This is a genomic window from Marmoricola sp. URHA0025 HA25, assembly GCF_054059435.1.
In genome coordinates this window covers 3,620,388-3,643,848 of the sequence record NZ_JBSSCD010000001.1, presented here as the reverse complement: position 1 = coordinate 3,643,848, position 23,461 = coordinate 3,620,388, and the positions used below count along the sequence as shown (strand labels likewise).

Annotated in this window: 22 protein-coding genes; 7 read left to right on the top strand and 15 right to left on the bottom strand. The window is 65.6% G+C overall.

Going from position 1 to position 23,461, the window contains the following annotated elements; all coding sequences use genetic code 11:
• Window positions 1-61 precede the first annotated feature (61 nt).
• A complete protein-coding gene (locus ACVW00_RS17965; RefSeq protein WP_457112261.1) occupies window positions 62-844 on the top strand; it encodes a helix-turn-helix domain-containing protein in 783 nt (260 codons plus the stop codon).
• Between the two features lie 610 nt (window positions 845-1,454).
• Here the strand turns inward: ACVW00_RS17965 and ACVW00_RS17960 are convergent.
• The 9 genes from ACVW00_RS17960 to ACVW00_RS17920 form a co-directional block, all read right to left on the bottom strand.
• A complete protein-coding gene (locus tag ACVW00_RS17960; RefSeq protein WP_457112260.1) occupies window positions 1,455-2,015 on the bottom strand; it encodes a hypothetical protein in 561 nt (186 codons plus the stop codon).
• The gene (locus tag ACVW00_RS17955) at window positions 2,012-3,739 is read right to left on the bottom strand and encodes a type IV secretory system conjugative DNA transfer family protein (RefSeq protein WP_457112259.1); all 1,728 of its coding nucleotides are present in this window, start codon (window positions 3,737-3,739) and stop codon (window positions 2,012-2,014) included. Before ACVW00_RS17955 ends, ACVW00_RS17960 begins: the two co-directional genes overlap by 4 nt.
• Window positions 3,736-5,184, bottom strand: coding sequence for an ATP-binding protein (locus ACVW00_RS17950; RefSeq protein ID WP_457112258.1), 1,449 nt, complete (start codon window positions 5,182-5,184; stop codon window positions 3,736-3,738). The genes ACVW00_RS17955 and ACVW00_RS17950 overlap by 4 nt, the downstream gene beginning before the upstream one ends.
• Complete coding sequence (locus ACVW00_RS17945; protein ID WP_457112257.1) at window positions 5,181-6,659, bottom strand: SCO6880 family protein; 1,479 nt, start codon at window positions 6,657-6,659, stop codon at window positions 5,181-5,183. The genes ACVW00_RS17950 and ACVW00_RS17945 overlap by 4 nt, the downstream gene beginning before the upstream one ends.
• Window positions 6,659-8,050, bottom strand: a complete 1,392-nt coding sequence (locus ACVW00_RS17940; protein ID WP_457112256.1) for a hypothetical protein — start codon at window positions 8,048-8,050, stop codon at window positions 6,659-6,661. Before ACVW00_RS17940 ends, ACVW00_RS17945 begins: the two co-directional genes overlap by 1 nt.
• 7 nt (window positions 8,051-8,057) lie before the next feature.
• Complete coding sequence (locus ACVW00_RS17935) at window positions 8,058-8,435, bottom strand: DUF6112 family protein (protein WP_457112255.1); 378 nt, start codon at window positions 8,433-8,435, stop codon at window positions 8,058-8,060.
• Window positions 8,436-8,535: 100 nt separating this feature from the next.
• Window positions 8,536-9,579 carry a M23 family metallopeptidase gene (locus tag ACVW00_RS17930; protein ID WP_457112254.1) on the bottom strand — a complete coding sequence of 348 codons (1,044 nt, stop codon included), beginning with the start codon at window positions 9,577-9,579 and terminating at the stop codon, window positions 8,536-8,538.
• Window positions 9,576-10,193, bottom strand: a complete 618-nt coding sequence (locus tag ACVW00_RS17925; RefSeq protein ID WP_457112253.1) for a hypothetical protein — start codon at window positions 10,191-10,193, stop codon at window positions 9,576-9,578. The genes ACVW00_RS17930 and ACVW00_RS17925 overlap by 4 nt, the downstream gene beginning before the upstream one ends.
• A gap of 142 nt (window positions 10,194-10,335) precedes the next feature.
• Entirely contained in the window at window positions 10,336-10,647 is a 312-nt protein-coding gene (locus ACVW00_RS17920) for a hypothetical protein (RefSeq protein WP_457112252.1), read from the bottom strand.
• Between the two features lie 984 nt (window positions 10,648-11,631).
• Here ACVW00_RS17920 and ACVW00_RS17915 point away from each other — a divergent pair.
• The gene (locus tag ACVW00_RS17915) at window positions 11,632-11,892 is read left to right on the top strand and encodes a hypothetical protein (protein WP_457112251.1); all 261 of its coding nucleotides are present in this window, start codon (window positions 11,632-11,634) and stop codon (window positions 11,890-11,892) included.
• Between the two features lie 183 nt (window positions 11,893-12,075).
• On the opposite strand, the gene ACVW00_RS17910 is transcribed toward ACVW00_RS17915, so the two are convergent.
• Window positions 12,076-12,972: an endonuclease/exonuclease/phosphatase family protein gene (locus tag ACVW00_RS17910; RefSeq protein ID WP_457112250.1), complete on the bottom strand. Its 897-nt coding sequence runs from the start codon at window positions 12,970-12,972 to the stop codon at window positions 12,076-12,078.
• A gap of 331 nt (window positions 12,973-13,303) precedes the next feature.
• Between ACVW00_RS17910 and ACVW00_RS17905 the strand changes: the two genes are divergently transcribed.
• On the top strand, window positions 13,304-13,480 hold the full coding sequence (locus ACVW00_RS17905) for a YegP family protein (RefSeq protein ID WP_457112249.1): 177 nt from the start codon (window positions 13,304-13,306) through the stop codon (window positions 13,478-13,480).
• Window positions 13,481-13,658: 178 nt separating this feature from the next.
• Here the strand turns inward: ACVW00_RS17905 and ACVW00_RS17900 are convergent, their stop codons facing one another.
• Together ACVW00_RS17900 and ACVW00_RS17895 are read right to left on the bottom strand one after the other, a co-directional pair.
• Window positions 13,659-14,048 carry a hypothetical protein gene (locus ACVW00_RS17900; RefSeq protein WP_457112248.1) on the bottom strand — a complete coding sequence of 130 codons (390 nt, stop codon included), beginning with the start codon at window positions 14,046-14,048 and terminating at the stop codon, window positions 13,659-13,661.
• Between the two features lie 388 nt (window positions 14,049-14,436).
• On the bottom strand, window positions 14,437-15,261 hold the full coding sequence (locus tag ACVW00_RS17895) for a hypothetical protein (RefSeq protein WP_457112247.1): 825 nt from the start codon (window positions 15,259-15,261) through the stop codon (window positions 14,437-14,439).
• 149 nt (window positions 15,262-15,410) lie between these two features.
• On the opposite strand from ACVW00_RS17895, the gene ACVW00_RS17890 reads away from it, so the two are divergent.
• Both ACVW00_RS17890 and ACVW00_RS17885 read left to right on the top strand, forming a co-directional pair.
• A complete protein-coding gene (locus tag ACVW00_RS17890; protein WP_457112246.1) occupies window positions 15,411-16,685 on the top strand; it encodes a hypothetical protein in 1,275 nt (424 codons plus the stop codon).
• A gap of 230 nt (window positions 16,686-16,915) precedes the next feature.
• A complete protein-coding gene (locus ACVW00_RS17885) occupies window positions 16,916-18,091 on the top strand; it encodes a DUF4041 domain-containing protein (protein ID WP_457112245.1) in 1,176 nt (391 codons plus the stop codon).
• Window positions 18,092-18,515: 424 nt separating this feature from the next.
• Here ACVW00_RS17885 and ACVW00_RS17880 read toward each other — a convergent pair whose 3' ends face one another.
• Window positions 18,516-18,974: a hypothetical protein gene (locus tag ACVW00_RS17880; RefSeq protein WP_457112244.1), complete on the bottom strand. Its 459-nt coding sequence runs from the start codon at window positions 18,972-18,974 to the stop codon at window positions 18,516-18,518.
• 46 nt (window positions 18,975-19,020) lie between these two features.
• Here ACVW00_RS17880 and ACVW00_RS17875 point away from each other — a divergent pair, with 46 nt between their 5' ends.
• Window positions 19,021-20,172 carry a hypothetical protein gene (locus ACVW00_RS17875; RefSeq protein WP_457112243.1) on the top strand — a complete coding sequence of 384 codons (1,152 nt, stop codon included), beginning with the start codon at window positions 19,021-19,023 and terminating at the stop codon, window positions 20,170-20,172.
• 113 nt (window positions 20,173-20,285) lie between these two features.
• Here ACVW00_RS17875 and ACVW00_RS17870 read toward each other — a convergent pair whose 3' ends face one another.
• On the bottom strand, window positions 20,286-21,731 hold the full coding sequence (locus ACVW00_RS17870) for a hypothetical protein (RefSeq protein ID WP_457112242.1): 1,446 nt from the start codon (window positions 21,729-21,731) through the stop codon (window positions 20,286-20,288).
• Between the two features lie 301 nt (window positions 21,732-22,032).
• Here ACVW00_RS17870 and ACVW00_RS17865 point away from each other — a divergent pair, with 301 nt between their 5' ends.
• Window positions 22,033-22,503, top strand: a complete 471-nt coding sequence (locus tag ACVW00_RS17865) for a hypothetical protein (RefSeq protein ID WP_457112241.1) — start codon at window positions 22,033-22,035, stop codon at window positions 22,501-22,503.
• A 230-nt stretch (window positions 22,504-22,733) separates the two neighbouring features.
• On the opposite strand, the gene ACVW00_RS17860 is transcribed toward ACVW00_RS17865, so the two are convergent.
• Window positions 22,734-23,360 (bottom strand): hypothetical protein, encoded by a 627-nt coding sequence (locus ACVW00_RS17860; protein ID WP_457112240.1) that lies wholly within the window; start codon window positions 23,358-23,360, stop codon window positions 22,734-22,736.
• Between the last annotated feature and the right edge of the window lie 101 nt (window positions 23,361-23,461).

Sequence of the window (23,461 nt, the reverse complement as noted above, 5' to 3'; positions counted from 1 at the left end):
TAGGTTTGTGTCAAGGGTCGCGCCGCGATGAAATCAATCGGGCACCAGATAACGTGTCCACATGCGTTACATAGCGGGGCAGGCGTACTACACGGTGAGCGAGGTTGCGGAGGCAGTAGGAGTCAGCGCTCAGACCGTGCGTGTATGGGAGCGACTGGGCAAGGTCCACGCGCGCCGCTCCCGCGGTGGTCACCGGCTCTTCGACGAGTCATCGCTACAGGCCGCTCGGCAGAACGCGGCCCAGCGCCAGCCCAAACCTCAACCCACTGGCACAGCTGATCCACTCGCAGAGTGGGAACTCACCGCCACCGGCGCTCGTCTGCGCGCATTGCGCGAAGCCGCTGGCCTCACGCAGAAGCAGCTCTCAGAGAAGATCAACGTTTCCCGGTCACTGCTCTCCGCTGTCGAGCGCGGCGAGACGGGGGTCTCCATGACGGTGTTCAGTAAGATTGCCGATGCCCTCGATCTCCCCATGAGCGAGTTGGCTCCGCCCACGTTGGTTTCGCAGGTCGTTGTGACCTCGGATCAACGTCCTCGCACGGCTCTAGGTAATGGCGTCGTTTGGGAGGAACTCGCGTCAGCTGGCCACACAATGGCCCCCGCCATCATGTACGCGGCGGCGGGCGCTTCGAGCGGTGGCAGCATTCTCAACTCCCGCGAGACTTGGTTCATGGTTCTCAACGGCACTCTCCACCTCGCCGTGGCCAGCAAGGGCGAGGCGGAGCTCGTGCTCACAAACGGTGACAGCCTGATGATGAAAGCCGGCCAGATGTACAGCTGGCGCAACGCTGACGACATCCAGGCAAGCGTCCTCGTAGTCGAACGGCAACATCCCGGCAAGTAGTTACACAGAGCGGTTCCCGCGACTGCGCGCACTTCTATCTCCAGGCAGAGACCTTTGAGCAGCTGCTCATAGCCTCAGCCTTTGCGTCTTCGTCCATGTCCGGCGAGCCCAACTCCGCCTAGCCCGTCCGGCGGGGGCTGATCCGGTCGCTTCGACGCCCCGTGCCTCGGCAGCTGCTGAACGCAGCCCGTTGACGCTGGTGGTCAAAGTCCTGGCCACAGGGGAGGCGTCCGCGGCCTTGAGGACGAAAGCGGACGAACGGCGTCTGCCGCGACCTCGGAGCCTGCCATGCCCACCATCGAGCGTGCGGCCGCACCGGCAAGCGCCTCGTCAAAGACCACGCCGCAACTCTAGGGGTGCGTCGTGCAAGGCCGACGCATCGGCGGGCCCTCGCTGGGGGCAGTGGCCGACCGCGCCCCAAAGCGGGTGTCAGCTCTGATTGCCTTCGGTGCCCCCGACGTGCCCCCAGTCGTGGCAGAACCGCCCCGCACAGCCCTCAATAGACGTACCGATTCACGCTCAGAATAGGGCGCCCTGGCCGTCGTCAGGGGGCTCGGATCGATCTAGCGATGAGGGCGTCGCGGAACTGACGCCGGCGCATCGGGTGAGCTCAAGAGCCTGACTGGCCGGGTCGTACTGGCCGGAACGTCGGGGCGGGTTCGGAAGCGCCGTAGGCCGTAGCCGGGCGGGGCTGGTGTTTGGAGTTGCAGTTGAGGCTGAATGGGCCGTGTTCGATGCGGTGCAGGACGCCGGGTAGCCATCGGTCGTGCCAGTCGGCGGCTGCTGTGAGGCTGGGATCGGGTTCTTCGTAGGCCACTTGCCAGGCAAGCCACAGAGCGGTGAGCTCCTCGATGATCTCTGGGTGATCGGTCCAGCATGGTGGGATCTTCGTGGCCAGCGGGTAGCGATGCCTCACCCAGTTCACCCAGGCCTCGAGTTGCTCCGAGAGCTCGCTTCTTGCTTCCGGTCCTAGTGAGCGCCAGGACCACGCTGCTGGTGAGTTCGGTTTGGTTTTGGCGGAATTGTCGATGGATTCCAGTCTGGAGATCATGTCGGCGTAGGCGTCGGTGACTTCGCAGGCGAGCTGGTCGAGTTCGTTGCGGAGCCGGCTGATCATCTCGGCCTGCTGGACCAGCTGGCGTGCGAGTGGATCGGGGGCGACGTCGGTCATGGTGTGCGCCGGAGGTGGCGGTAGCGGCGGTCGGTGTACCAGGGGAGTAGCCGGACGCGTGCGGGTGGGAGGTTCTGGTAGAGCAGCACGGCTTGGCCGTCGGGGAGCTGTTGGAGCAGGTGCAGCGGGGCGAGGTGGTCGGTGTGCTCGTTGGCCGAGCGGCTGCGTTTCCCGTCATGACCGGTCGTGGTCCCGTGCGTGTGGGTTCGGGTCTGGCCCATCAGGTCCGACCAGTAGCGCAGGGTCTCCAGGTCGCCAACGCCAGGTAAGAGCATCCGCATCTTGGCGTTGGAGACCACGGTGCGGGCTACCTGTCGGCCGCCGTAGAGATGCTCAACTTGCGCGAGGTCGTGGTAGATCAGCAGGAGCTGGATCCCGTTGCCGCGGGCGGTGGTGAGCAGGTGCGGGAGGCGGGGGTACCGGAAGACATTCCCGGCCTCGTCTAATGCGAGGAGCAGCCGTGGCTCGAGCGGTCCGCCCCGTTGGGCGGCTCGGTGTTCGGCTTCGTGGATGATCGTGGAGACCAGGGCTGTGAAGTACGGGGCGTAGCGGTCACCTTCGGAGCTCGGGGTGACGATGAAGACCGTCCCGCCGGTGTCCAGGAACTCCCTAGGAGTGAAGCCGCCGGCTTCTGCGGCGTGGGCGACCCCGGGGCGGGCGTAGGTGTCGGCAAGACCGAGGGCGGTGAACAGGACCGAGCCTTTGCCTTCTTCGTGGATCTGCCAGGTCGAGGCGTACTCCTGGGCCGTGGCGTCGAACCCGCTCGTGCGCAGGATGTCTTCGACATTGTCACCTGCGCGTTCCCCGGCGTGGATCCACTGCACCCACTTACTGATGCCGCCGCCGGTGAGGTGGGCGGCGAGGAGGAGGCCTTTGAGGTACTTGCGGGCCTGGGCGTTCCACGGGCGGGCTTTGGGGTCGCCTGTCATCCCGGAGGATTCGACCAGCCACTCCGCGACCCGGTCCGCGGATTCTTCATCAGTTGCGGCGCCGATGGGTGACCAGCCGGCGCAGTCGTGGCCGGGTGCTCCGCCGGGGGCGATCACCCACACCGGCCCGCGGGTTTTGCGGGCGGTGATCATGGGTTCGAGGTCTTGGGGTTTGGCGGTGGTGACCACGACGGGGCCGTCCCAGTCGAGCACGTTCGGGACGATCAGGCTGGTGGTCTTCCCGGACCCGTTGGGGCCGAAGACCACCGCGGAGACACAATCGTGGCCGGCGAGGAGCCGGTGGCTGGTGCGGCCGGTGCCTGCGGTCAGCCGCCACCGCCGCTTGCCGGGTTCGCGGGGTACGGCGATCTTGTGCTCGACCCGGCGGGTGGCCCACCGGGCCGGCTCCGACGCCCGACCTCGCCCGTCGGCTAGGAGCACGATGGCTCCGGCAGCAGCGCCGGCGAGCACGACGAGGAAGAGGCCGAGGATCAGCCAGAACAGTCCGGCCTCCAAGGGTGCCGCGGATGGGTAGGCCGCATGCCACGCCTGTGCCGGCTGATGGGTGCTGGTCAGCCGGAACACGAAGCCGGGCGACCCGGAGAATGGTCCACCGGCGCCGGGCTGGCCGGTGAGCAGCAGGGTGGTCCGGGCAGCCAGCCACACGACCAGGCTGATCCCGAGCAGGCCGCCGCCGAGGATGCCGGCGACCCAGCTGAGCCCGGCGTCGGCCATGGACCCGCCGCTGCGGCCACTTGTGGGGAAGGTGCTGGGGCTGGTGTGGGTGCGGCTCATGGTTGGCCGACCTCTCCGCGCATTCGGTGGTCGGTGTCGACGACTGTCCATTCGTGTGTGCCGAGGATGTGGTCGACGATGGCGGCGTGTCTGCCGATGCGCCACAGGCCGCGGCCGCGGGGGAGGTGGATGAGCTGGTCGGCCTCGACGTCGGAGAGGCCGAGGGCGGTGGCGGTGAGGTTCACCTGGTCGGACTCCTGGGCGTAGACGATCCGGGTGGAGCAGTCGGCGAGGAGTCCTTGGGCCAGGGCGACGGCTTCGGAGCCGGTGGCGCCGACGGCGCCGAGGTCGGAGATTCGGTGGACCACGGCGAGGTTGGCGACCCCGAGTGCGCGGGACAGCTTCCATTGGGACTGCATTCGGCGGACCAGGGCGAGGTGGCGGAGCATCCGCCAGGCCTCGTCGTAGACCACGAGGCGCTTGGCAGTGGTTGAGGAATGGGCGCCATGGCTGGAGTGGGAGGACTGGGTGGTGGGTGCGGTGGCGAGGGTGGTTTCCATCCAGGCCGACGCGCAGGTCATCAACAGCGCGATCGCGGTGTCGTCCCCGGCCAACCTCGAGGTGTCGAGGACCTGGATCGGGGCGTCGAAGTCGAACCGCCGGGTGGTGGGGCCGTCGAAGAGCCCGGCCAGGTCGCCGACCACCAGGCGGCGCAGCTCGAGCGCGAGCGAGCGGGATTCCACGGCCAGCTCGCGGGCACTCATGCTCAACGTGGCCGCAGTCTCCTCGGTGGGGCTCAGCAGGGCCGCGACGATCTGGGGTAGCACCGGCGCCGGCCCTTCAGTTCCGTCGGGGTCATTGGAGTTTGCGGAGTGTTGGCCGGTGACGGCGGTGAGTGCGACCAGGAGGGCGTTGCGTTCGACGGGTTGGAGGCGGCGGTCCAGGGCGGTCTCGGCGAGGGAGGCGAGCAGGGTGTTGCGGCGGGCGAGGACTTCGCGGTGCCACTCATCCGACGGCATGTTGTGGGGGCGTTCGCCGGGGTCCAGGGGGTTGACTCGGGCGGGTAGGCCACGGCCCAGGGTGATGGGTTCGGCGCCGAGGGCTCTGGCGACGGTGCCCCATTCGCCTTTGGGGTCGCCGGGGACGTAGACGCGGACTCCGAAGGCGGTCATCCGCAAGGCGAGGGATTTGGCCAGGGCGCTCTTGCCGCGGCCGATCACCCCGGCGAGCAGGATGTTGGGGTTGGTGATCACGTTCTGCGCATACAGCTCCCACGGGTCGAACACGAAGGAGGCGTCCGAGCCGGCCTGCCGGCCGACATAGACCCCGCGGGAGCCTAGGGCGGAGTCGACGACGAACGGGTAGGCGGCTTGGAGGTTGCGGGTGGTCGCCCGGTGCGCCGGTACCCGGATCGGGCGGAGTACCTTGCCGGTCGCACGACTGGCTGAGGGGTTCGCGGTCGACAGCTGCCGGGTCGGTCGTGTTTTCACGGTGCGGGCTTTCATCGGGCGACTCCTTGGGTGAGCGGGAGGCTGGCACGGAGGAAGGCCTGGTCGACTTCGCCGTAGACGCGGCGCACTTCCAGTGCTGAGCGGACGGCGGCTTGTTCGACCATCGCGCAGGCTGATTCGAGCTCGTCGCGGGTGGTGGCGGTGACGGTGAGCCAGCCGGTGTAGCGGTATTCGGTGTGCCCGCGGACCAGCTCGCGTTCCCGGCGCTCCAACGCTGCGTATTCCTCGTCGTCCTGGGCGGTCTCCACCTGTCCCAAGCGTTGGCGTTGGGCCTCGTCGGCGCGTTTGGCGACGCGTTGGGAGCGCAGTTCGCGCATCGACCGGGACGGAGGGATCGGTTCGGCGGTCACCGACACCGTTCTCCGGATCCCACCGAGGGAGATCAGCGGGTAGATCCAGGCGGCTTCGACCGGGACGGAGGGCCATTCGGCGATCCAGTAGACCGCGTGCAGCCCGGTGTCGGTCTGGTAGTGGTCCCAGTGCGCCACTGCGGCCATCGGCCCGGCGGTGCCCAGGACGGGGGTGCGGTCGTGTTCTTCGTAGCGGGTGGCGCTGAGTGGGTCGTACTGGCTGCGGACGATCCGGGCCAGATCATCGGCATCGACGGTGCCGATCACGTCGATGTCGGCACGGGTCAGGGCCTGGCGGATCCAGGTGACCTCGGCCAGCAGGACCTTGGTGGTGCCTTCGGGGCCGCCGCCGGCCTGGCGGATCGGACGCTTGAGCTTGTGGGCGTCGAGGGAGACCGCGAAGAAGGACTCGTGGCGGGTCGCGGCCGGGCCGGCCTGCTCGAGCAGTTCGGCATTGGCGGCGGCGTAGGGCTGGGTGGGGTCGCCGTGTTGGTGCCACCAGGCGGCCAGGTCGTGGCCGGAGTCGGGGACGGTGCGTTCGAGCCACTGGATGGCCGCGATCCGGGAGCCTTCTTGGCCGCACTGGGACAACAAGGCCCCCCAGTCGGCGATCCGGCGTTCCTGGGTGGCGGAGTCGGCCAGGACGTAGTTGCGGCCGCGGACCTTCAGGATGATCGTCCACCGGTCCCCGACGCGCACCGCGGCAACGGGGCCGTCGAAGGGGCGGGCCTGGTAGACCCGCACCTGCTGGCCCAGGCCGGGCAGGTCCAGGCGCAGGTCTTTACACCGGTGCAGCGCGTTCACCCCACCCAGGTAGCGGGACCGGGAGCTGCCGAGGGTGCGGGCGTGCAGGTGGTTGGCGATCGGACGAGCCCAGTCCACCAGTGCCCGTCCCTGGACCGGGAACAGGGCCAGGAACCCGGCGCCGATCAGGATGGTGAACCCGGTCAGGGCGCCGGTGGTGCCGGCGGTCAGGACGCCGATCAGGACGGCGCCGAACCCGGCGGCCAGCGTGGTCAGCTGGGTGGCCTTGAACCCGAGTAGCAGGCCGCCGCGGTCGCGGCGTCCGAAGGTGTAGGTCGGGGCCTCGTTCAACAGCGGGGTCGACGAAGCGCTCATTAGTGGTTGCCTTCCTGGTCGGTGGGTGGATTAGGGCCGGGCAGTGGCCGGTCGGCCACCGGATCGGCAAGGGTGGTCGGGGTGCGAGTCGCGCTGTCGGTCGCCCGGTGTGTTCCCGTCTTGGCTGCCTGGGCGGCTGCTGCGGCAGCGAGCGCGGCGCCACCGGTGGCCGCGCCGGCCGCCGCCGTACCACCGGCACCGGCAGCACCGGCACTTCCAGCACTGGCGCCGGCACCGGCCGTACTGGTCTCGGTGCCCGGAGTGATCGGCGTGATCGGGCCGGCCTTGACGGGTTCCGGTGGGGGTGCGGTCGCCTGGCTGCGGGCCAGGTCGGTGCGGCCCATCGCCGTGCCGGGGGCGTACTTGGCGAGCCGGGTGGTCATGGGTTGGACCCCGCCGCGCAGGGTGCCGATGGCGTCGCCGGCCAGGTGGCTGTCGGCGGCGAAGTGCACCAGCCGCAGCATCACCATTGGGGCAAAGCAGGCCCCGCACATCAGCACGGTGGTGCCCACGAAGTCGGACAGCGTCTGGTCGGTGCCCCGGGAGAGCAGCGCCAGGCCGATGCCGAAGAGGGTGAAGATCGCGGTCTTGGTGAACACCAGTGCGACCAAGACCTCGGTCAGCTTTCGTACCCAGGGCCGGGTGGGTGCCCAGGCGTAGCCGGCGATCAGCAGCGGGGCGAAGGCGACCACGACCAGGATCGCGATCTTGCGCAGCACCAGGACGAACCAGAGGATCAGGCCGCTGATCAGCATGATCAGCATCAGCAAGATCAACAACATGTTCGCGGCCATCTCACCTGGGGCGCCGGCGATGGCGTGGAACCCGGCGGCGATCTGGGTGATCGAGTCGGCCAGGTCATACCCGGTCACCTCCACCACCCCGTGGGACAGCGAGTCGTCCACGGCGACCAGGAGCTGGGCGAAGACGATGTACAAGGCACCCCCCAGTGCCGAGACCCCGACGCCGACCACGGCACGACCCAGCGTGGTGAAGTCGCGCCGCAGAGCTGCGAAGGTCGTAGCGATCAGCAGCACGATCCCGATCACCGGGGCCGCCAGGCCCAGGAACCCGAAGTACACGTGCCGGTAGGTGGGGTCGGCCAGCGGGATGGCCGAGGACTCATCGATCACCCGGACGATCTCCCCGAGCAGCATCTCCGCGCCTGCGGCGATGGACTTGGTGATCGCACTCAACCCGGAGTTGGCGACCTGCTCGGTGCCCTTGCAGGCCAGGTTCCACCACGCGCAGCCCGTCGTTGGCGGCGCAACCGACGGCCCACTCGCCGGCAAAGTGACCGGAGCACTCAGTGGTGCAGTCAGGTGTAGTGGTGGTGGTCCGGTGCCGCTGACCAGGAGGCTGAGCTGGGCGAAGGCGGTTGTGTTGAACATCGCGGGCTCAGCGGATCTGGGCGCCGAGGTTGGCGAAGAAGTTGATGATCGAGGCGGCTCCGCCGGCGACCAGGGCGGCGGCACCGCAGACCAGCACGCCGGACTTGCCCTTGGACACGGCGTGGTAGTTGCCGCCGAAGCTGCCCAGCGACCAGACCATCACCGAGACCAGCAGCCCACCCAGCGCGGCGAGCAGCGCCCAGGCGCCCAGGCCGTTGAGGATCTGCTGGATCTGGTCCCCGCCGGGAAGCCCACCGGCGTCGGGGTTCACGTGCACCTTCAACGCCACCAACCTCAACCCCGCCTCCCACATCGGGTAGGCCACCAAGCTGGTCACCGAGTTGGACATCGCGTCGGTCATCGCGTTGGACATCGGCTCGTACATGTCGCGCTCCTTCACTGTTCTTCTTCGGGTCGGTCTTCTTGTCGTTGTCTTCTTCGGACTTGCGGTCGTGCTGGTGGTTTGAACGCGCTGTGTTCTCGGGTCAGAGGACGTGGTGAGCGTGCAGCCACGGCATGGGATCGATCGGGGTCCCGGAGGTGCTGGTGCTGGCGTGGGTGCGGACCTCGAGGTGCAGGTGCGGTCCGGTGGTGTTGCCGGTCGACCCGGAGAGCCCGAGCACCTGTCCGGCAGTCACGTGTGCTCCGGTGTGGGTGCGGATCTGGGAGAGGTGGGCGTACCAGGTCGCGATCCCGCCCGCGTGAAGCACGTGGACGGCGTTGCCGTACGGGCCGGCCCAGCCGGCGAAGGTCACCACTCCGTCGGCGGCCACCATGATCGGGGTGCCGGTCGGCACTGCGAAGTCCTGGCCGGTGTGGCAGTGCGCCCACCGGGAACCGCACTCGCCGAACCCGGCCGTCAACACGTAGTGCGCATGTCCGACCGGCAACACCCATGCCCCTCCGCCCTGGCCATTCGGGGCAGCACTGGTGTCGGTCGGGTTGTCGTCGCCGGGGTGGCAGGAGCCGTCGGCGCCGGTCAAGGTGGCCACGATGCTGATGGCTAGCGGCTCCCATTTGGCGTAGGCATCGGGGTAGGCGCTGACCTGGACGGCTTGGGCCGCGACAGTGACCGACAAGTGCTCCCAGCCCGGGATGTCTAGCAGGCCGCGTTGGCCGCTGTGGCCGCCGGTGTAGAACATCCGCGCAGCCGACGCCGGATCCACCCGTTCGGCGACCGTCCCCCAAACGGCGCGCTGCTGGAAGACACCCAGGGAGTCCCGGTCGCCATAGCGCAGCGGCCGCAGCCCGGACTCCTGCATCCCCGCCGCCAACGCCACCACCCAACCCCGCGGCGAAACGTCAAGGCTCTTGCCGACCTCGATCACCGTGCGTGCCACCGCCCACTGCTCGACGTCCAGGCCCGCCCCGGAGACCGCATCCGGTGGCTGCGGCACACAGCCGGCGGCGATGAGGTCGAGCGCCGGGGCTGGGCTGTCCGGGGCGACCGGGGCCAGCACCACGACCACCCCGAAGAGCAGCGCCAGCACCGCGAACCCGGGTGCGGAGAACAAGGCGAGCAGCTTCACAGCCCACCGCCGTGCGCCGAGGTAACCCTCCAACCACTGGCTGTTTCCCGCAGTTCCAGAGTGATTTCGATGAACTCCCGCACCACCGCCAGATCAGTGGTCGTGCTGCGCTCCGCCTCCACGATGACCGTCGTGGACGCAGCCGCCGCAGGTTTCCGAGGCAGGCCAGTTGAGGCAGCTGTCGTTCCTGGTGTTGAAGTGCTGGTGCCGGTGACCTCGAGGGTGACCGACTCACCGCGCGCCCGCAGCATGTCCCAGGCAAGGTGGGCTCGCTCGGAGCCACGCAACCGGAGAAGCTCGCCCGGGGCGATGGCCGGCCTCACCCGGTCCAGGAACGCCTCGCGCTTCTCCGTGGTGGAGTCGTAAGCCAACGCCCCCACGACGAACCGGACACACAACTCACGGAGGTCGGCCGGAGCATCGCCATAGAGGGCCGCCGAGGGTGTCGGCTCGGGGATCGCCGTCGCGGTCAACGTCGACGTGTGGTCTGGGCCGGCGGTCGAGCCGAGCTGACTCGGGCCCGCGCCGGGTAGGACCCTGAGCGCACCGAGCACGACGAGAAGTACCAGAACGACGACGGCTACGACGGCGAGTGGGCCCAGACGAAGGCTCATGGTTGATCACCCCGAGACGGATGCGAGACGCGAGACAGCTGCGTGGCAGGTACTGCCCCACGACCCTGCGCCTGCAGACCGCAGCTTCGTAAGCGGGTTTGGGTGATCTGTGGAAAAGTCGACGCCGGGACGGCGAAGCGGCTTAACGCAGCAGGGCCGCGATCAAGCTCACTGCGTAGGCCCCCGCGACGAGGACGAACAGAGTCCGGAACATTCGGTGTCGGCGTCGACGGATGCGCACTCGTACCGGCATCGCCGCCGCCGAGCTTGAACGGGCGGCGAGCTCAGTGTGGTCATTCCAGCCGCGTGCGTAGCCTTCACGGAACGCGTGTTCGGTGGCCTGCGCGAGCAGACTCTCGTGATCTTCGCGCCAGAAGAACTCCCCGGAGATCTCCTGCATCGGATTCTCCGCATCGAGCACTACGACATGCTTCGGCCGAGAGATCTCGGTCATCAAAGCTCACCTCCCGAGTTGTGCAGCGCCGAAGGCTCACCTACGAGCCTAATCCCAGGCCAGACAAAGTCGGTCCGCCTTTGTCGAGGGCACTCTGAGGCCGTCCGCACAGATCAAGACTGACGCTCGTCTGTAGACCAAGGCGGGTGTCCAGTGCTCGGAGGTCGGCGATCCGTGCGATCCGTGCCATCGACGTGAGTACCGTTAGCTTCTTGTCCCGTTCACGCCCTGTGCGTTGGGAGGTGGCGACATCGAGAGGACCACGCCACACAGTCCACAGGCCACGTACTCAAAGGCCGAGCCCGGCCAGCTGATCGCGCGGGCGTCGTGCTGACAAGGAGCCTTCTCCGGGTCACTCGTCCTCACCACCATCGCGTGACCTGCACCCTCGTCGAAGTCACGGGTGACCCGGGTGCCCTGGTCGAAGCCGGATCCAGAGGCTGGCCCCACGCAGCACGTCGCCGACGTCGACCTTCAGGGCTCTGATCGGCATCAGAGCCGCCCCAATCCGGGCCGGTCGCAACGAGCAGACCCGACGGTCTCACCTTGCTGCCACCTCTCGGTTCCGTGATACCGGCCTGTGCAGTCCGGTGATGGTCCGAGAGATCGGTACGGGCGTGGAGACCCGTACACCCCGAGGAGGGAACAAGGAGTGTGTTGCGCCGGCTACGCCCCCATGCGACGACCCGTCACGAGAGGCGCCTGAGCTGCTGGGCGCCCGCACCGATCGACGCTGACGCTAACGAAGCACCCATCCGAACAATTGACGTATCGCGCTACGGACGAGTAACTAATGTGTCCGACAAAATGCGAAGACAACGTTCTGAATATGATTCTAGTTAGCGCAAGTTAATAGCGGCTCTAGGCTTTCGGCAATATGCCAATACTTGCCACCCCGTTCGATAATCGCCGATAGGGTCAACACACCATTCCTCCCAGGTGCTTCCCCGGTCTGCACCCGACCTCTCGACCCTTGGCGGCCGCATGAACCCGACTGAGCAGATCGCGCTTGAACGCGCGATCACTGCCGAACTACGGGGAACTGGCGCCTACCTGGCCGAGATGGACCAACTCGGCGCGCAAGGGGTTGTGGATATCCAGTGGGCCGCTTACCGGGCGGCCCGCGCGCTCGGAGTGACGGCCACGGTCAGAGTGCGCCAGACGCGGTCAAAGGGCCAGTCCACCAAGACCGTCCTGTTGGTCAACGCCCAATCCAGACTCGCCCCAGCCCCATTGCCGGACTAGAAGCGTCCGGTCGAGCTGGCGGGTGCCCCGACCAATCAGGGCGGACGGGCGGGCCGCTGCTGGTTCTTGCGACGTCTGTCTCGATCGCGGACCGGTAGTTGTCCTATCCCAAATGCGTCGTCCACTCGCATCTGCGAGCGACGGCACCCGGGTTGTGGGACGGCGTGAACTCCTGCTGGGCGGTCATGGCTGGGTCAGGTGAAACTCGACCCACAGCGGATAGTGGTCGCTGATCCGCCAGGACACTGAGGTCTTGGACATGCCGGCATAGACGTGGGGGACGAAGTCGAAGTTGCCGGCGTGACCGGTGAACTCCAGGCCGGTCAGGAGGTTGTGGACGACGCCATCTCCGCTGACGTCGGAGAACCAAGCAATCTGGTCGTAGTGGTGCGGGTGGTCGCTGGAGTCGAAGATGGTGCGGGGCAGCTGGCTGAGTTGACCGGGAGGGAACAGACCGGTCGAGATGAACGCCTGGTAGAGCGGTGTCCCGGGACCCTCAAGGTTGAAGTCACCCAAGGCAAGCAGGTTGCCGTTCCAATCCCGTTGCCGCACAGCCCAGGCACGCATCCACTCCGCGAACGCGGTCACTTCGCCGACCCGCCCGACCGGAGCGTCACTCCAGATGATGTGCACCGTGGTCAAGATGAACTCGACGTCAGCACGACTGAAGGAGACCGCGAACGGGCTGCGGGCGAACTGATCTGCTGCACGGTCAGCGACCGCGGGAAGCACGATCTCACCGACCAAGCCCGACGGTCGGACCCGGGTGGTGTCGTAGAGGAACGACAGGCGCTCGCCGTTACCGGCATCGCCTTCGGTGACGTCGCTGCACACGAACCGCCAATCTGGCCCGAGCTCGGTGAGGACTGCCCGCAGTCCAGTGGTGTCGCGGCGAACCTCTTGGACAGCGACCACGTCGAACGCAGAGATCACCCCAGCGACAAGAGCAGCCGCCTTCCAGTCCCGTTTTGGCGACGCCGTTTCCGGGGCATCCCAGGAATCAGTCAGCCCGGCGAGCGCTCGGATATTCCACGACCCGATCAGCAGGTTCGACGCTGTCCGTGCCGGCACGACCTGCATCACCGCATCCTTCAGAGCGGCGACCTCCGTCCGAACGGATGCCGGCATGGGAGATGTAGGGGTGGGACCTGGCACACGCTCAGCACACCACCCGAACAAGCCGTCTGGCCAGAGCGAGGGTGTCGCATACGCACCGCGATCGAAACACGAACGGACGTGCTCCACCACGATGGTCGAGCACTTGCGCTAAAAGGACGCGGCAGGTAGCGGTGACCGTCGCGCCGCACCATCGGGTCGGAGCCTCCGTGGCGGTGTTCGTCGTATGGACCTGCTCGCACCAACCGCCATAGGCTGCTTGTGCACTCGCATCCGACTCTCTCGAGGAGTACGCATGGCAGCGAAATTCGAGATTTACAAGAGCGGCGAGCAGTACCGGTTCCGCCTCAAGGCCGGCAACGGAGAGATCGTGGCCACGGGTGAGAGTTACTCATCGAAGCAGGGCGCCGAACGAGGAGTTGAAGCCGTCAAGGCTGCCGCTGCCTCGGCCGAGGTCGTAGACCTGACCTGACGACCCGGTCGGTCGTCAGGTCACCGCTCGGGGTTACCAAGTTCGGCCTTACCGTGCCCCTTGTCTGCGGCGACCTGCGAGACGACGCACGCGGGAGTTGGAGGCTCGGACTATGAGTCGCCGGCGAAACCTCGGACGCCCTTTGGCAGCGTCCGACTGGCGGCGGAGTGACGCGGGTCTAGTACGCGGCGAACCACACGGCCGCAGCCCCGACCAAGGGCGTCGAGATGAGGAGCAAGATCCAATATCGAAGACGCTTCGTGACTTTCGCTCGGCCGAGGCGCTCTGTCTGGTGGAGGGCGATGGACCCAACGATCTGTATCCACCCGACCGCTAGACCGAGCGCCACAAGAACCTCGTCCAGCGCGGTGACTGTTCCCGTGGCGATAACGAACATTGAAGCCATCCATGCAAGCGTCAGCATGAACAAAGTGATCACGTCGAACGCGACGTCGCTAGGCCGCTGTCGTGCTTGACTGGCCCAGGCTCGAGTGTCGATAGCAGCTGCAACAACCAGCAGCGGGATCAGTTGCGCAGACGTATTGAAGAACTCCGTACGCAGTTGCATGCATGACCCCTAGCAAGCAACAACCACGGCGCCGGCCTTCAAGTAATCCGACCAACCTCGACGGACGAGCTCGTCAACTCGCCGCGAGAGTCGATCGCCTTGAAGTAGGGCAGTGCAGTCAGAGCAGACTGGAGCAGAGCCGCCACCTGGGGCGCCGCCGCCAGAAGGCGTACACCGAAGCGCCTCAGGAACGCCGCGGGCTACTCGGACGCACAGCGTGAGTTCTTCGTGCCGCTCGTTGCACTGGAGCCGTACCAATACATGGTCAGGTTGCATGTCGCAGTCCCCCTACCGATCGTGGTCACGTGCTCGGACCGTACGACGGGGCACCGACAGAAGCATGATCCGGCGGCGATGTGACGCGCCTACTGGGCTGCGTCGGTGACGGTCAGCCGACCAGCTTGGCGAGACGCTGTTGAATGGATGAGCCGTCGCGCCGCTCGGGCGGGCAGGCGGCGAGCCAGCGGCGAAGCACGGCTTCTTCCTTGTCACGTTCTCCGAGCTTGCGGTGGATTATGGCGGCCTGTTCGGTGTACCAAGGCGCCGGCTCACGCCGGTCGCGAGAGTTCTCGGCGGCTTCAATGGCGCCGTAGCATAGGGCCAGGGCTTCAGTTAGACGCCCTTCGCGCTTGAACTGCTTGATGGGCTCGACGGTCTCCAGATAGTGCAGACCGCCGACCATGCCCTTCTTGAACTGCTCGGCCCGCTCGCCGCCGCCTCCAAGTGCCTGGTTGACCATTCGGGTCGTGTCTGCAGCCTGTTCGGCGCGCCGCTCGTCAATCGTGACTGGCGGCGGGTTGGACGCCATGTGGGGCCAACGCACTGGCCCAGTCCCGGCAATGACCCAACCTCGGACCCTCAGACCTTTCGGGGTTGGCGCAGCCCACAGCTGCACTAGGCAGTCCAGCGCGCGGTCCCGGGGCATCCCTTGAGCGATGAAACCAGGGACGTAGCCGATCCGGGCATCAGCCACCTGCACGGCGACCGCGTTCGAGTCGGCGGGGTTGTCGTGCTCGGGGACGAGGCGGCCTTGCAGCTCAAGGATGCCGCCGGCCGCTCGACCGTGGGCCGCGTAAAGCGTCGCTAGGGCTTGGGCGCTGACGGTGGTAGTGCCGGTCATCTCGACCGGCTCAGACAGATCGGGCACGACGAGACCGCTGCGGATGGTGACATGCGACAACTGCTCGGCGGGGCGTCGTCGGAAGAACTTCACGGTTCCGAGGGTGCCACCAGCCGACTATGCGCTTGACCCCTGCCCCAGAGAGCGAACGGTGGGACCGACCTCCGGGTTCTCCTACATGTATCGGACACCGGGTCTACGGTGCTGTGGGTTCGAGAATTTCGGGTGTGAAGGGTGCGGTTATGGCGAAGCGGGGCTTTTTCGCGGAGATCAACTACCAGGCACAGCAGGCGGAGAAGCGCCGCCGGCAGCAGGAAGCGCAGGTGGTTCGCGCGCACACTGCCGCAGTTCGTGACCACGAGCAAGCAGTCAAGGCCGCCGAGCGTGCCCGGTCCACCGCGGCGCGAGCGTCTGAGGCACAGCGCAAGGCTGCAGAGAAGGAGGCGGCGCGCCTGCACGTGAACGCGCGCACAGCTGAAGTCCAGGCAATGAACGCGGATCTCGCTGCGTCCTATGAGGACATCGATGGGCTGCTTGCTTGGACGCTGGACACCGACGACTACATCGATCTGGAGTCGCTCAAGGTTATCGCCGCGCACCCGCCGTTCGTGCCGGGCAAGATCGCCACACCACTCCCGCCGGTTCCCGAGCTCGTCTATCCACCGCAGCCGACCTACGTGGAGCCGCCCGCGCCGAAGGGTCTCGCCGGCGCGTTCGGCGGGAAGAAGAAACACGCCGAAGCTGTCGCAGCCGCGCAGGCTGACCACCAACAGGCGGTTCAGTTGTGGCACGAGAAGAACACCAAGATGCACGAACACCACGTCGCGGCACTCGCCCAGCGTGAGAAGGACGAAGCAGACCGCCTCGTGAAACTTGCCGAGGCGAAAACCGCGTATAAGGCCGAATGCGCTCAGCGGGATGGTGACGCCGTCGCCAGAAACGAGCAGTTGACCAAGTTCATCAACGACCTCGCCTTCGACGTGGAGTACGCCATCGAGGACTACGTCGGCATCGTGCTTTCGAACTCGGTATACCCCGACGCGTTTCCTGTCGAGCACGACCACAGTTTCGACCTTGCGTCTCGCGAGCTGAGCCTGCAGGTCAACATTCCCGAACCATCCTCGGTCCCGTCAGTCAAGGAGTACCGGTACACGAAGGCGAAGGACGAGATCACCGCCAGTCAGCTCACCGCGAAGGCCCAGAAAGACCGGTACGCCGCGGCCGTCCACCAGGTCGCGGTCCGCACCCTCCACGAAGTCTTCGAAGCAGACCGTGCCGGCAAGATCCACTCCATCGCGCTTACCGTTGGCGTCAACCGCATCGCGCCGGCGACCGGTCAGCCCGAATACGTGCCGCTCGCGATGGTCGCCGCGGATCGCGAGACCTTCACCTCCTTCGACCTGGCCAACGTCGTCCCTTCAGCGACCCTGGACCACCTCGGCGCCGCAGTCTCCAAGTCACCGTTTGACCTCATCGCGGCCGACACCAGCCGCGGCGTCCGACAGCGCGGCCTCTGATGCGGTTCAACCCGCCACCCGGCTGGCCGCGACCACCGGCAGGGTGGGTGCCGCCGCCGGACTGGAAGCCCGATCCCGCCTGGCCAGCCATGCCCGAAGGCTGGCAACTTTGGCTACCCGATGAGGACACAGCACTACCAGCAGAACCGCCAGCCCCTGCGGCGTCGGATCCACCTATCGCTGAGGTTCCGGTGCAACCCACGGTCCCGGCTCTGCGCGCCCAACCACCGATGCCCGCACCCGTGCAGCGAGAATCGCCGCCGATTTCCTTGCCGCCAGCTTCCCCGAGGCCCGATGCAGCCGACACTGATGCGCTCTTGCGACGGATCGCTGACCTCGAGTCCGTTCTGGCTCAATCCGGGGGCGGCGAGATCATCGAGCTCAACGACCAGCGCGTCCTCCAAGACGTCGGCATCTACCGCTACCACCACCCGCTCGAGGACGCGGCTGCATACAAGGACCGACTGACCGAAATCAACGCGAATGTCGACGAGTTGGTGAAGGCGAGCCAAGCAGTAGTCGCTGCCGACCTGTTCACATTCGACGGTTCGCTGGCGAAGGGTCGCAAGATGGTTGGCGACCTCTCCAAACTCATGCTGCGCGCCTACAACGCTGAAGCCGACAACTGCGTCCGCTCGCTCCGCAACGGCAACATTTCCACCGCGAAGAAGCGCCTCGAGAACGCGATGAAGTCCATCGAGAAGCTCGGCGTCATCATGGAGATGCGGGTCAACCCCGACTACCACCATTTGCGCGCCCAGGAACTCGAACTCACCGCTGACTACCAGATGAAGCTCCAGGAGGAAAAGGAGAAGGCCCGTGAGGAACGTGAGCTTCTCCGTGAGCAGCGCAAGGCCGAGCAGGAGCTCGCCGCCGAGCGGGAGCGCCTGGAGAAGGAAAAGGCGCACTACGAAACCGCGCTAGAACAGCTCCGCGCCAAAGGCGACCGCGCAGCAGCCGACGAGCTAGCAGGTCGCCTGGTGCAGATCGAGGAAGCAATCAAAGCCAACGACTACCGCACGGCGAACATCCGGGCGGGCTACATCTACGTCATCTCCAACGTAGGCGCTCTCGGCCCCAACATCGTCAAAATCGGCATGACACGACGCCTCGAACCACGAGACCGCGTTCGCGAACTGGGCGATGCATCCGTCCCGTTCTTGTACGACACTCACGCACTGTTCTTCTCCGACGACGCCATCACCCTCGAAAACGAACTGCACAAGGCATTCGCGCACCGGCGGGTGAACTTCGTGAACGAGCGCCGCGAGTTCTTCTTCGCCACGCCCACCGAAGTGCGGGACCTTCTCCTTCAGAAGGTCGGCGGCGGTCTACTCGAATTCAACGAGACTGCCGAAGCACCCGAGTACTACCAGTCGCGAGGTCGGTGGCCTGCCCCTAACTAGCGGAGATGTGCTTGAAGTGCACGCTTTGCTGGCCCGCCTGCCTAGCGTCCGGCTCGCGGCGATATGACGCACCCATTGCGCAACCAAAGCACTTCTTAGGTTTCGTCCCGGCTCAACATGCCACGGTCGCACGCCGATGACCCGAGCCCTAGCGTTGCCGGTCTGCCTGCGGTTGAAGAGGTTACGAATGCCGGGATCGCGCGGGAGGTCGAAAGACGTCGGTGCCATTTACAGCCGCGTGATGCGAAACGGTCCTGTAGAGGCGTCCGGGGCGTCGACAGCCAGGAGGCTTGTTCCCGTCTCTGAGAGCGCAGCTGCAACGAACTCCTCGAGCGAACCGTCGGCCACAACAGCTTCCTTCCAGGGCTCGTCCTTCGTCCAGATCAGCCCACGGCCCGACTGTGGGATGAGCAGGCCGAGCGCCTCAGGAGTCGGGTCCGTTCCAGGCACGACGATGATCTGGTAGATCGACGCCGTCGACGCCGTCGGGCACCACCATCGTGACGAGAAGTTTGCCGTTGTCGAGCCGGACCGACTCGACCTCGAGGTAGTGCGGTCCGACCCAGCTGAATAGGGGCACGTGCCGGAAACCCTCCGGGAACAGCTTGACCTTGAACGTGGTCCCGCCGACGGCGTTGATATACCCGAAGGTCGTGAGGTGTTGCATCGACTTCATGAGCTTGACACACACCTCGTCGCCGGCAATCTGCGGGTCGTGCATGGCGCGTTGGAACGCCTCATACCCGTCGTGGCTACCTGCCCAGCCTCGGTTCCGCGCCGTCACCTCTTCAACCGTGCCGCTCTTGATCTCCCACAACTGAAGGGGGTTCTTCCCGGCGACTACGAACTCGGCCTCCGGCGTAGACGCGAGAAGGGCAAGCACGTTCGACCGCCGCGCGGCGGTCAGCTACTAGGTTCTCGATGACGCGGTGCGGGTCTTCACCGGCAACACCGACTGCCAGGTCGTCACGCAAGATGACGATCTTGGCGAGCGGCTCCTCGAAGATTCGGCGCGTGCGTTGCTCGTCGATGCCTTTGACCCGGTCAGGGAAAGTGATCTTCGTGTCGGCGACCATCGTGATGTGGTCGTCGTGAATTCCGGCGACGACGAGGGTCATACAACGAATCTATGCGGCGATAAGACGCACTCACGCATTCGACACCGAGGCATCGCTTGTGCGCGCCAAACAATTGTCACGACGCTGTGGATACACGCGCGCATAGAAGGCATACCTCGGTTCACGTCGCGCCGCTGTGACGATTCTGCCGGAAGTCCGTACCTGCCGCCGGCCCGACTGCAACACTGTCCCGACTTCGACGAAAGGACCGGCATGAGCGAAGGCGTGCCTTCCGGTGAAGGTCGCGTAGTACCGAGCCGCAGCGGGGCGTTCGCAGCCATTCAGCGGTGGTGGGCAGGCGGGCCCCTGGATGACGACTTCGGGCGAATCGCCGCGCTACTCGACCTCCGGACCGATGCGCTCATTCACGCGATGGAGAAGTTGGAGAGCTCAGCACCAGAGCACTTCGCAGACCGCGAGACACTCTTTCGACTCGCCGCCGTAGACCTCTTCGTTGAGAAGGCCCAGGCCGTGCTTACGGCTCGAGCCCGGCGCATGTCCAGGGCCGGAGCCGCGGCTTCCTTTGCCGCGGTGTTGGCGCTTCTCGGACTCAGCCTCTACATCGCTTTTCACACGACGCGCGAGCGCGATGTCCTTACGACTAATGAGCTCGTGATCCGGGTGGTTTCCGCGATTTCTCTTGGCGCGATCGTTCTAGTCGCCGTCAAGTACATGATCGCCCTCGCCCGCTCGTTCTTTCACGAGAGCGTGACACTGCTGTCTCGGCGACATGCCCTGAGGTTTGGTCGGATGTATCTGTATTTGAATCCCAAGGACGTAAAGTTGGACCACCTCAGGGAGGCATTCGACTGGAACCGTGGTGGAGAATCTTCCTTCCTCGACATTAAGCCCGGTGAGATTGGTCAGACGCCGTACTCCGCTCTCGCTGTGAGCGTGGGCGAAGCCGTCGCCAAAGCGATCGAGAGCGCGCAGGACGCGCGCAGGAACGATCGGGGTTCTTAGGCGTCTCGCGGCGGAATGGGGCGGGCCGACCGACGATGAGGCTCTGATCTGTGGTTTTGGGGCGCTGAGCAAACCAATTCGGGCATCTCGCCGGTCTGCCGACCGGCTCGTGTTTAGAGGTCATCGAGCGGGAACTCCGGCTCGGGGTGCGTCTCGTCCCACGGCTGAGCAACATTAGGCAGGAGCCGGACGGTGATGTACACGGGTTCATGAGAATCCTCTAGTGATTCGTCGGTGTATTGACGTACCGCGTCCCGTGATTGGGTGTCGATTGGCAGACCGACTGGTCCTTCCTTGCTCTTGACGAGCAACTGACTGCGTTCCTCTAGTTCGGCCACTCCCATGTAGTCGTACAGGAAGCCTCGAAGCGTCTGGTTGGAGTAGTCGGAACGGATCGCTGCAATGACTGACTCCCAGAAAGCGGTCCGATCCGATTCGAGGAGTCCTTCGTCAGTGACTTCCACGCCGTCAGCGCGGTGAGTTGTGATGAAGGGGTTTCCGGATGCGAGCCGGACCCAGACCGAGGGGAATAGGACTGCGACTTGTCGCAGAGTCTCCACGTCTGTCTCACTAAGGACGAAACCAGCGTGCAGACCAGGGACGGAGTCGACGAGCCGGTCCACGTACGGCGCGTGGTGACACTCGATCATGAACGAAAGTCGACGAACCTTCACGGTGTCCTCGAAGATGCTCAGGAACAACCTGGCCACCGCGTCGTCGTCTAGCTCACCGGCCGGGAGCAGCTCCAGACGGCCATCAACAACTCGACAGAACGGCTCCTGCGCGAGTTCGGCGACCGCCTCCGCAAGCTCAGCGTCGTCCGCAATCGGCACGCTCATTGCCCGAAAGAGTCGTCCAAGCACGATCAATCGTGCGTCGTGTCGTGCCTGCGCCGCCGCGCTGGCCTCTTCCGAAGCCAACAGCACACCGGGCAGGGAGTTCTCCAATGCCGCACGCAATCGCTCGATGTCTTCAGTGGTCAGCATCTCGCCGCGGGCACTGACCACCGAGTACTCGCCCTCGTGTTCCCACCAGACCACCCAGTGGTAAATCCCTCCGTAGTAGGCCGTCTCGACGCGGTGCGGGACCCGCTGGAACTGAGCTTCCGCCGCCAGGAGCACCGCAGACTCGTCGGTCAACTCACCCGCGGAACGCGCGAGGTCCTCGAGGTCACTGCCCTCAAAGACGAACAGCGCCGAGTCCTGGCCCTTGAGACTCTTGTAACTGCCGGCGACGTTGCCGTTGATCCCGTTCAAGGCCACCAGGATCCCGATCGTCGTTGATTGGCTCGTCCGTTCGATAAACAACTTCCCCAGGAACTTCTGCCACGTCGGCATGTTGACGGGGCCGGCGTACGCCTTCGCCTCTCCCATTAGGGGAGTGATCTGGACTCCGCCCACGACGGCCGACTCACGGTCGGCGTCCAAGTCCAACTCGTTTCCCCCCGCACCGACGACGTTTGAACGGACCCGCTTGTACCCCTGTTGCATCAAGACCGTACGGACGAGGGCCTCAAGCTGTGCACCCTTATCGTCCGATGTAACGCCCAGAACCAGCACCGAAACTCCTCCAACCGCGGCGCGTCGACCGCCGCCCCTGAACCCTAGGCATTGGGAAGCACACGCGGGCTAAGTTGGCGTTTGTTCTGCTGAGTGGGTCGCCTCTAGGTACGCCGACAGGCGGCGGAATGACGCCGGTCGGCTTGGATCGGTGCGAGAGGTGCGAGCCAGGTAGGCGGAACAGGTCGGCCCGCCAAGGCCTGTCGGATCGCCGGTCCCGGCGGGGTCCGCGTACTCGCTCATGGACCCGCTGCCGCGGCCATCGTCTTGAGGTGTCGGTGGTTCGTGAGAATCTCGATCTATGAAGACGAAGCAGGGCGAGTTCGTGGGTCCATACGAAGCCACAGAAGATCACACGGTCCAAGGACGATTGACTGGGGCGGTCACGGTCCGCTCTGGTGCGTGCCTCGTGGTCCAAGGACTGATCGACGGCACGGTTGAGGTCGAGGCCGACGCCGTGCTCAACGTCCAGGGATTGTTCTCGGCCCAGGTGGCTGCAAATGAGGGACTGATCATGATCGCCGGGATGACGACCGAGATGCCATGGACAGGGTCACTCGGCGGCCGATACGCAGTCGCAGAGGGCACCTTGATCCAGGTGAGGGGCGAGAACTATTCGCTCGGTCGCGATGGGGCTTTCGAAGATCTTGTGGTTGGCCCGGACGGCAAGGTCAACATTGACCAGAGTGCTAGTGCCGCCTCGAACTATCTCGCCTTCGATCACCAGGAGGAGCGGTTCGTTCGGCTCGACCGAGATGACGAAGACGAGTGATGCCTTGGATCTAGAGGCACTGCGCCGGTCATGCCTGACGTGGAGGCAGGGGACAAGGGTGTTTCTGGCGAGGGAGACCAGGCTTTACGACGGACTGCCACACGCTCTGTGCGGCCCCGCCATTCAGGGCGACGCGAATCCCGCAGCCACAGTTGCCTTGCGGAACAATGCCCATCGTCTCCGGGGTGTTCCACCTTTCTTAGAGAGACCACCGCACTTTTGTGGCCCGGCTAACCGACTGCTGGCGGATCGCCCTTGGCTAGCTTCGCAGCCAGCTTCTTGTTGGCTCGATTGGCCTTCTTGAGAGCCAACTTCGTCCGTGTCCGACTCCAGACGCTCTTGCCCTTCGGCGGATCTTCAACATCCATGCTCACCAACATGTGGTTCCGAAGGTTGACCCGCCCGACGCGAAGGGTTTGGAGGTTGGTGCTCGCGGCCTCCAGGTGCGCGAAACTCACCGCCATGTCCAGGAGTTGAAAGGCCTTGAGCATCTCGTTCAGCCGCGGGATCACGTCTTTCGCGAGTAGATCGAGTTCGGCTCTGAGCTCACCCCACTTGTCGTCCAGCATGACGCCCGTAGGAATGGAGACCGAGACCTCGCCTGCGTTTAGGCGCTCTATCAAGTCCTCGTACGCCAGGACTTGTTCATCGAAGGTCTTGAGAGTCTTGACGAAGAGGAGTCGCTTCTGGTCAGCAAACGCTGACCTTCGCGCTTCGATGCGCCGAGTTCGCGCGGCCCTCGTCTCACGCCGACCTGTGAATATGGCGGACACGACTTGGGCAAGGACAGCGCCGGCGGCCCCGACGGCGCCGCTAACGACTGGAATCCAGTCGGTGCTTATGTGAATGCCGAGCATGGACCGCAGGGTAGTGGTGCTGCGCGAGCAAGACCCGGTTGTTGCTCCAGGCGCCTCTCAGGGGCGAACAGGCGGCGGAAAGACGCACTCCGGCGGGCAGG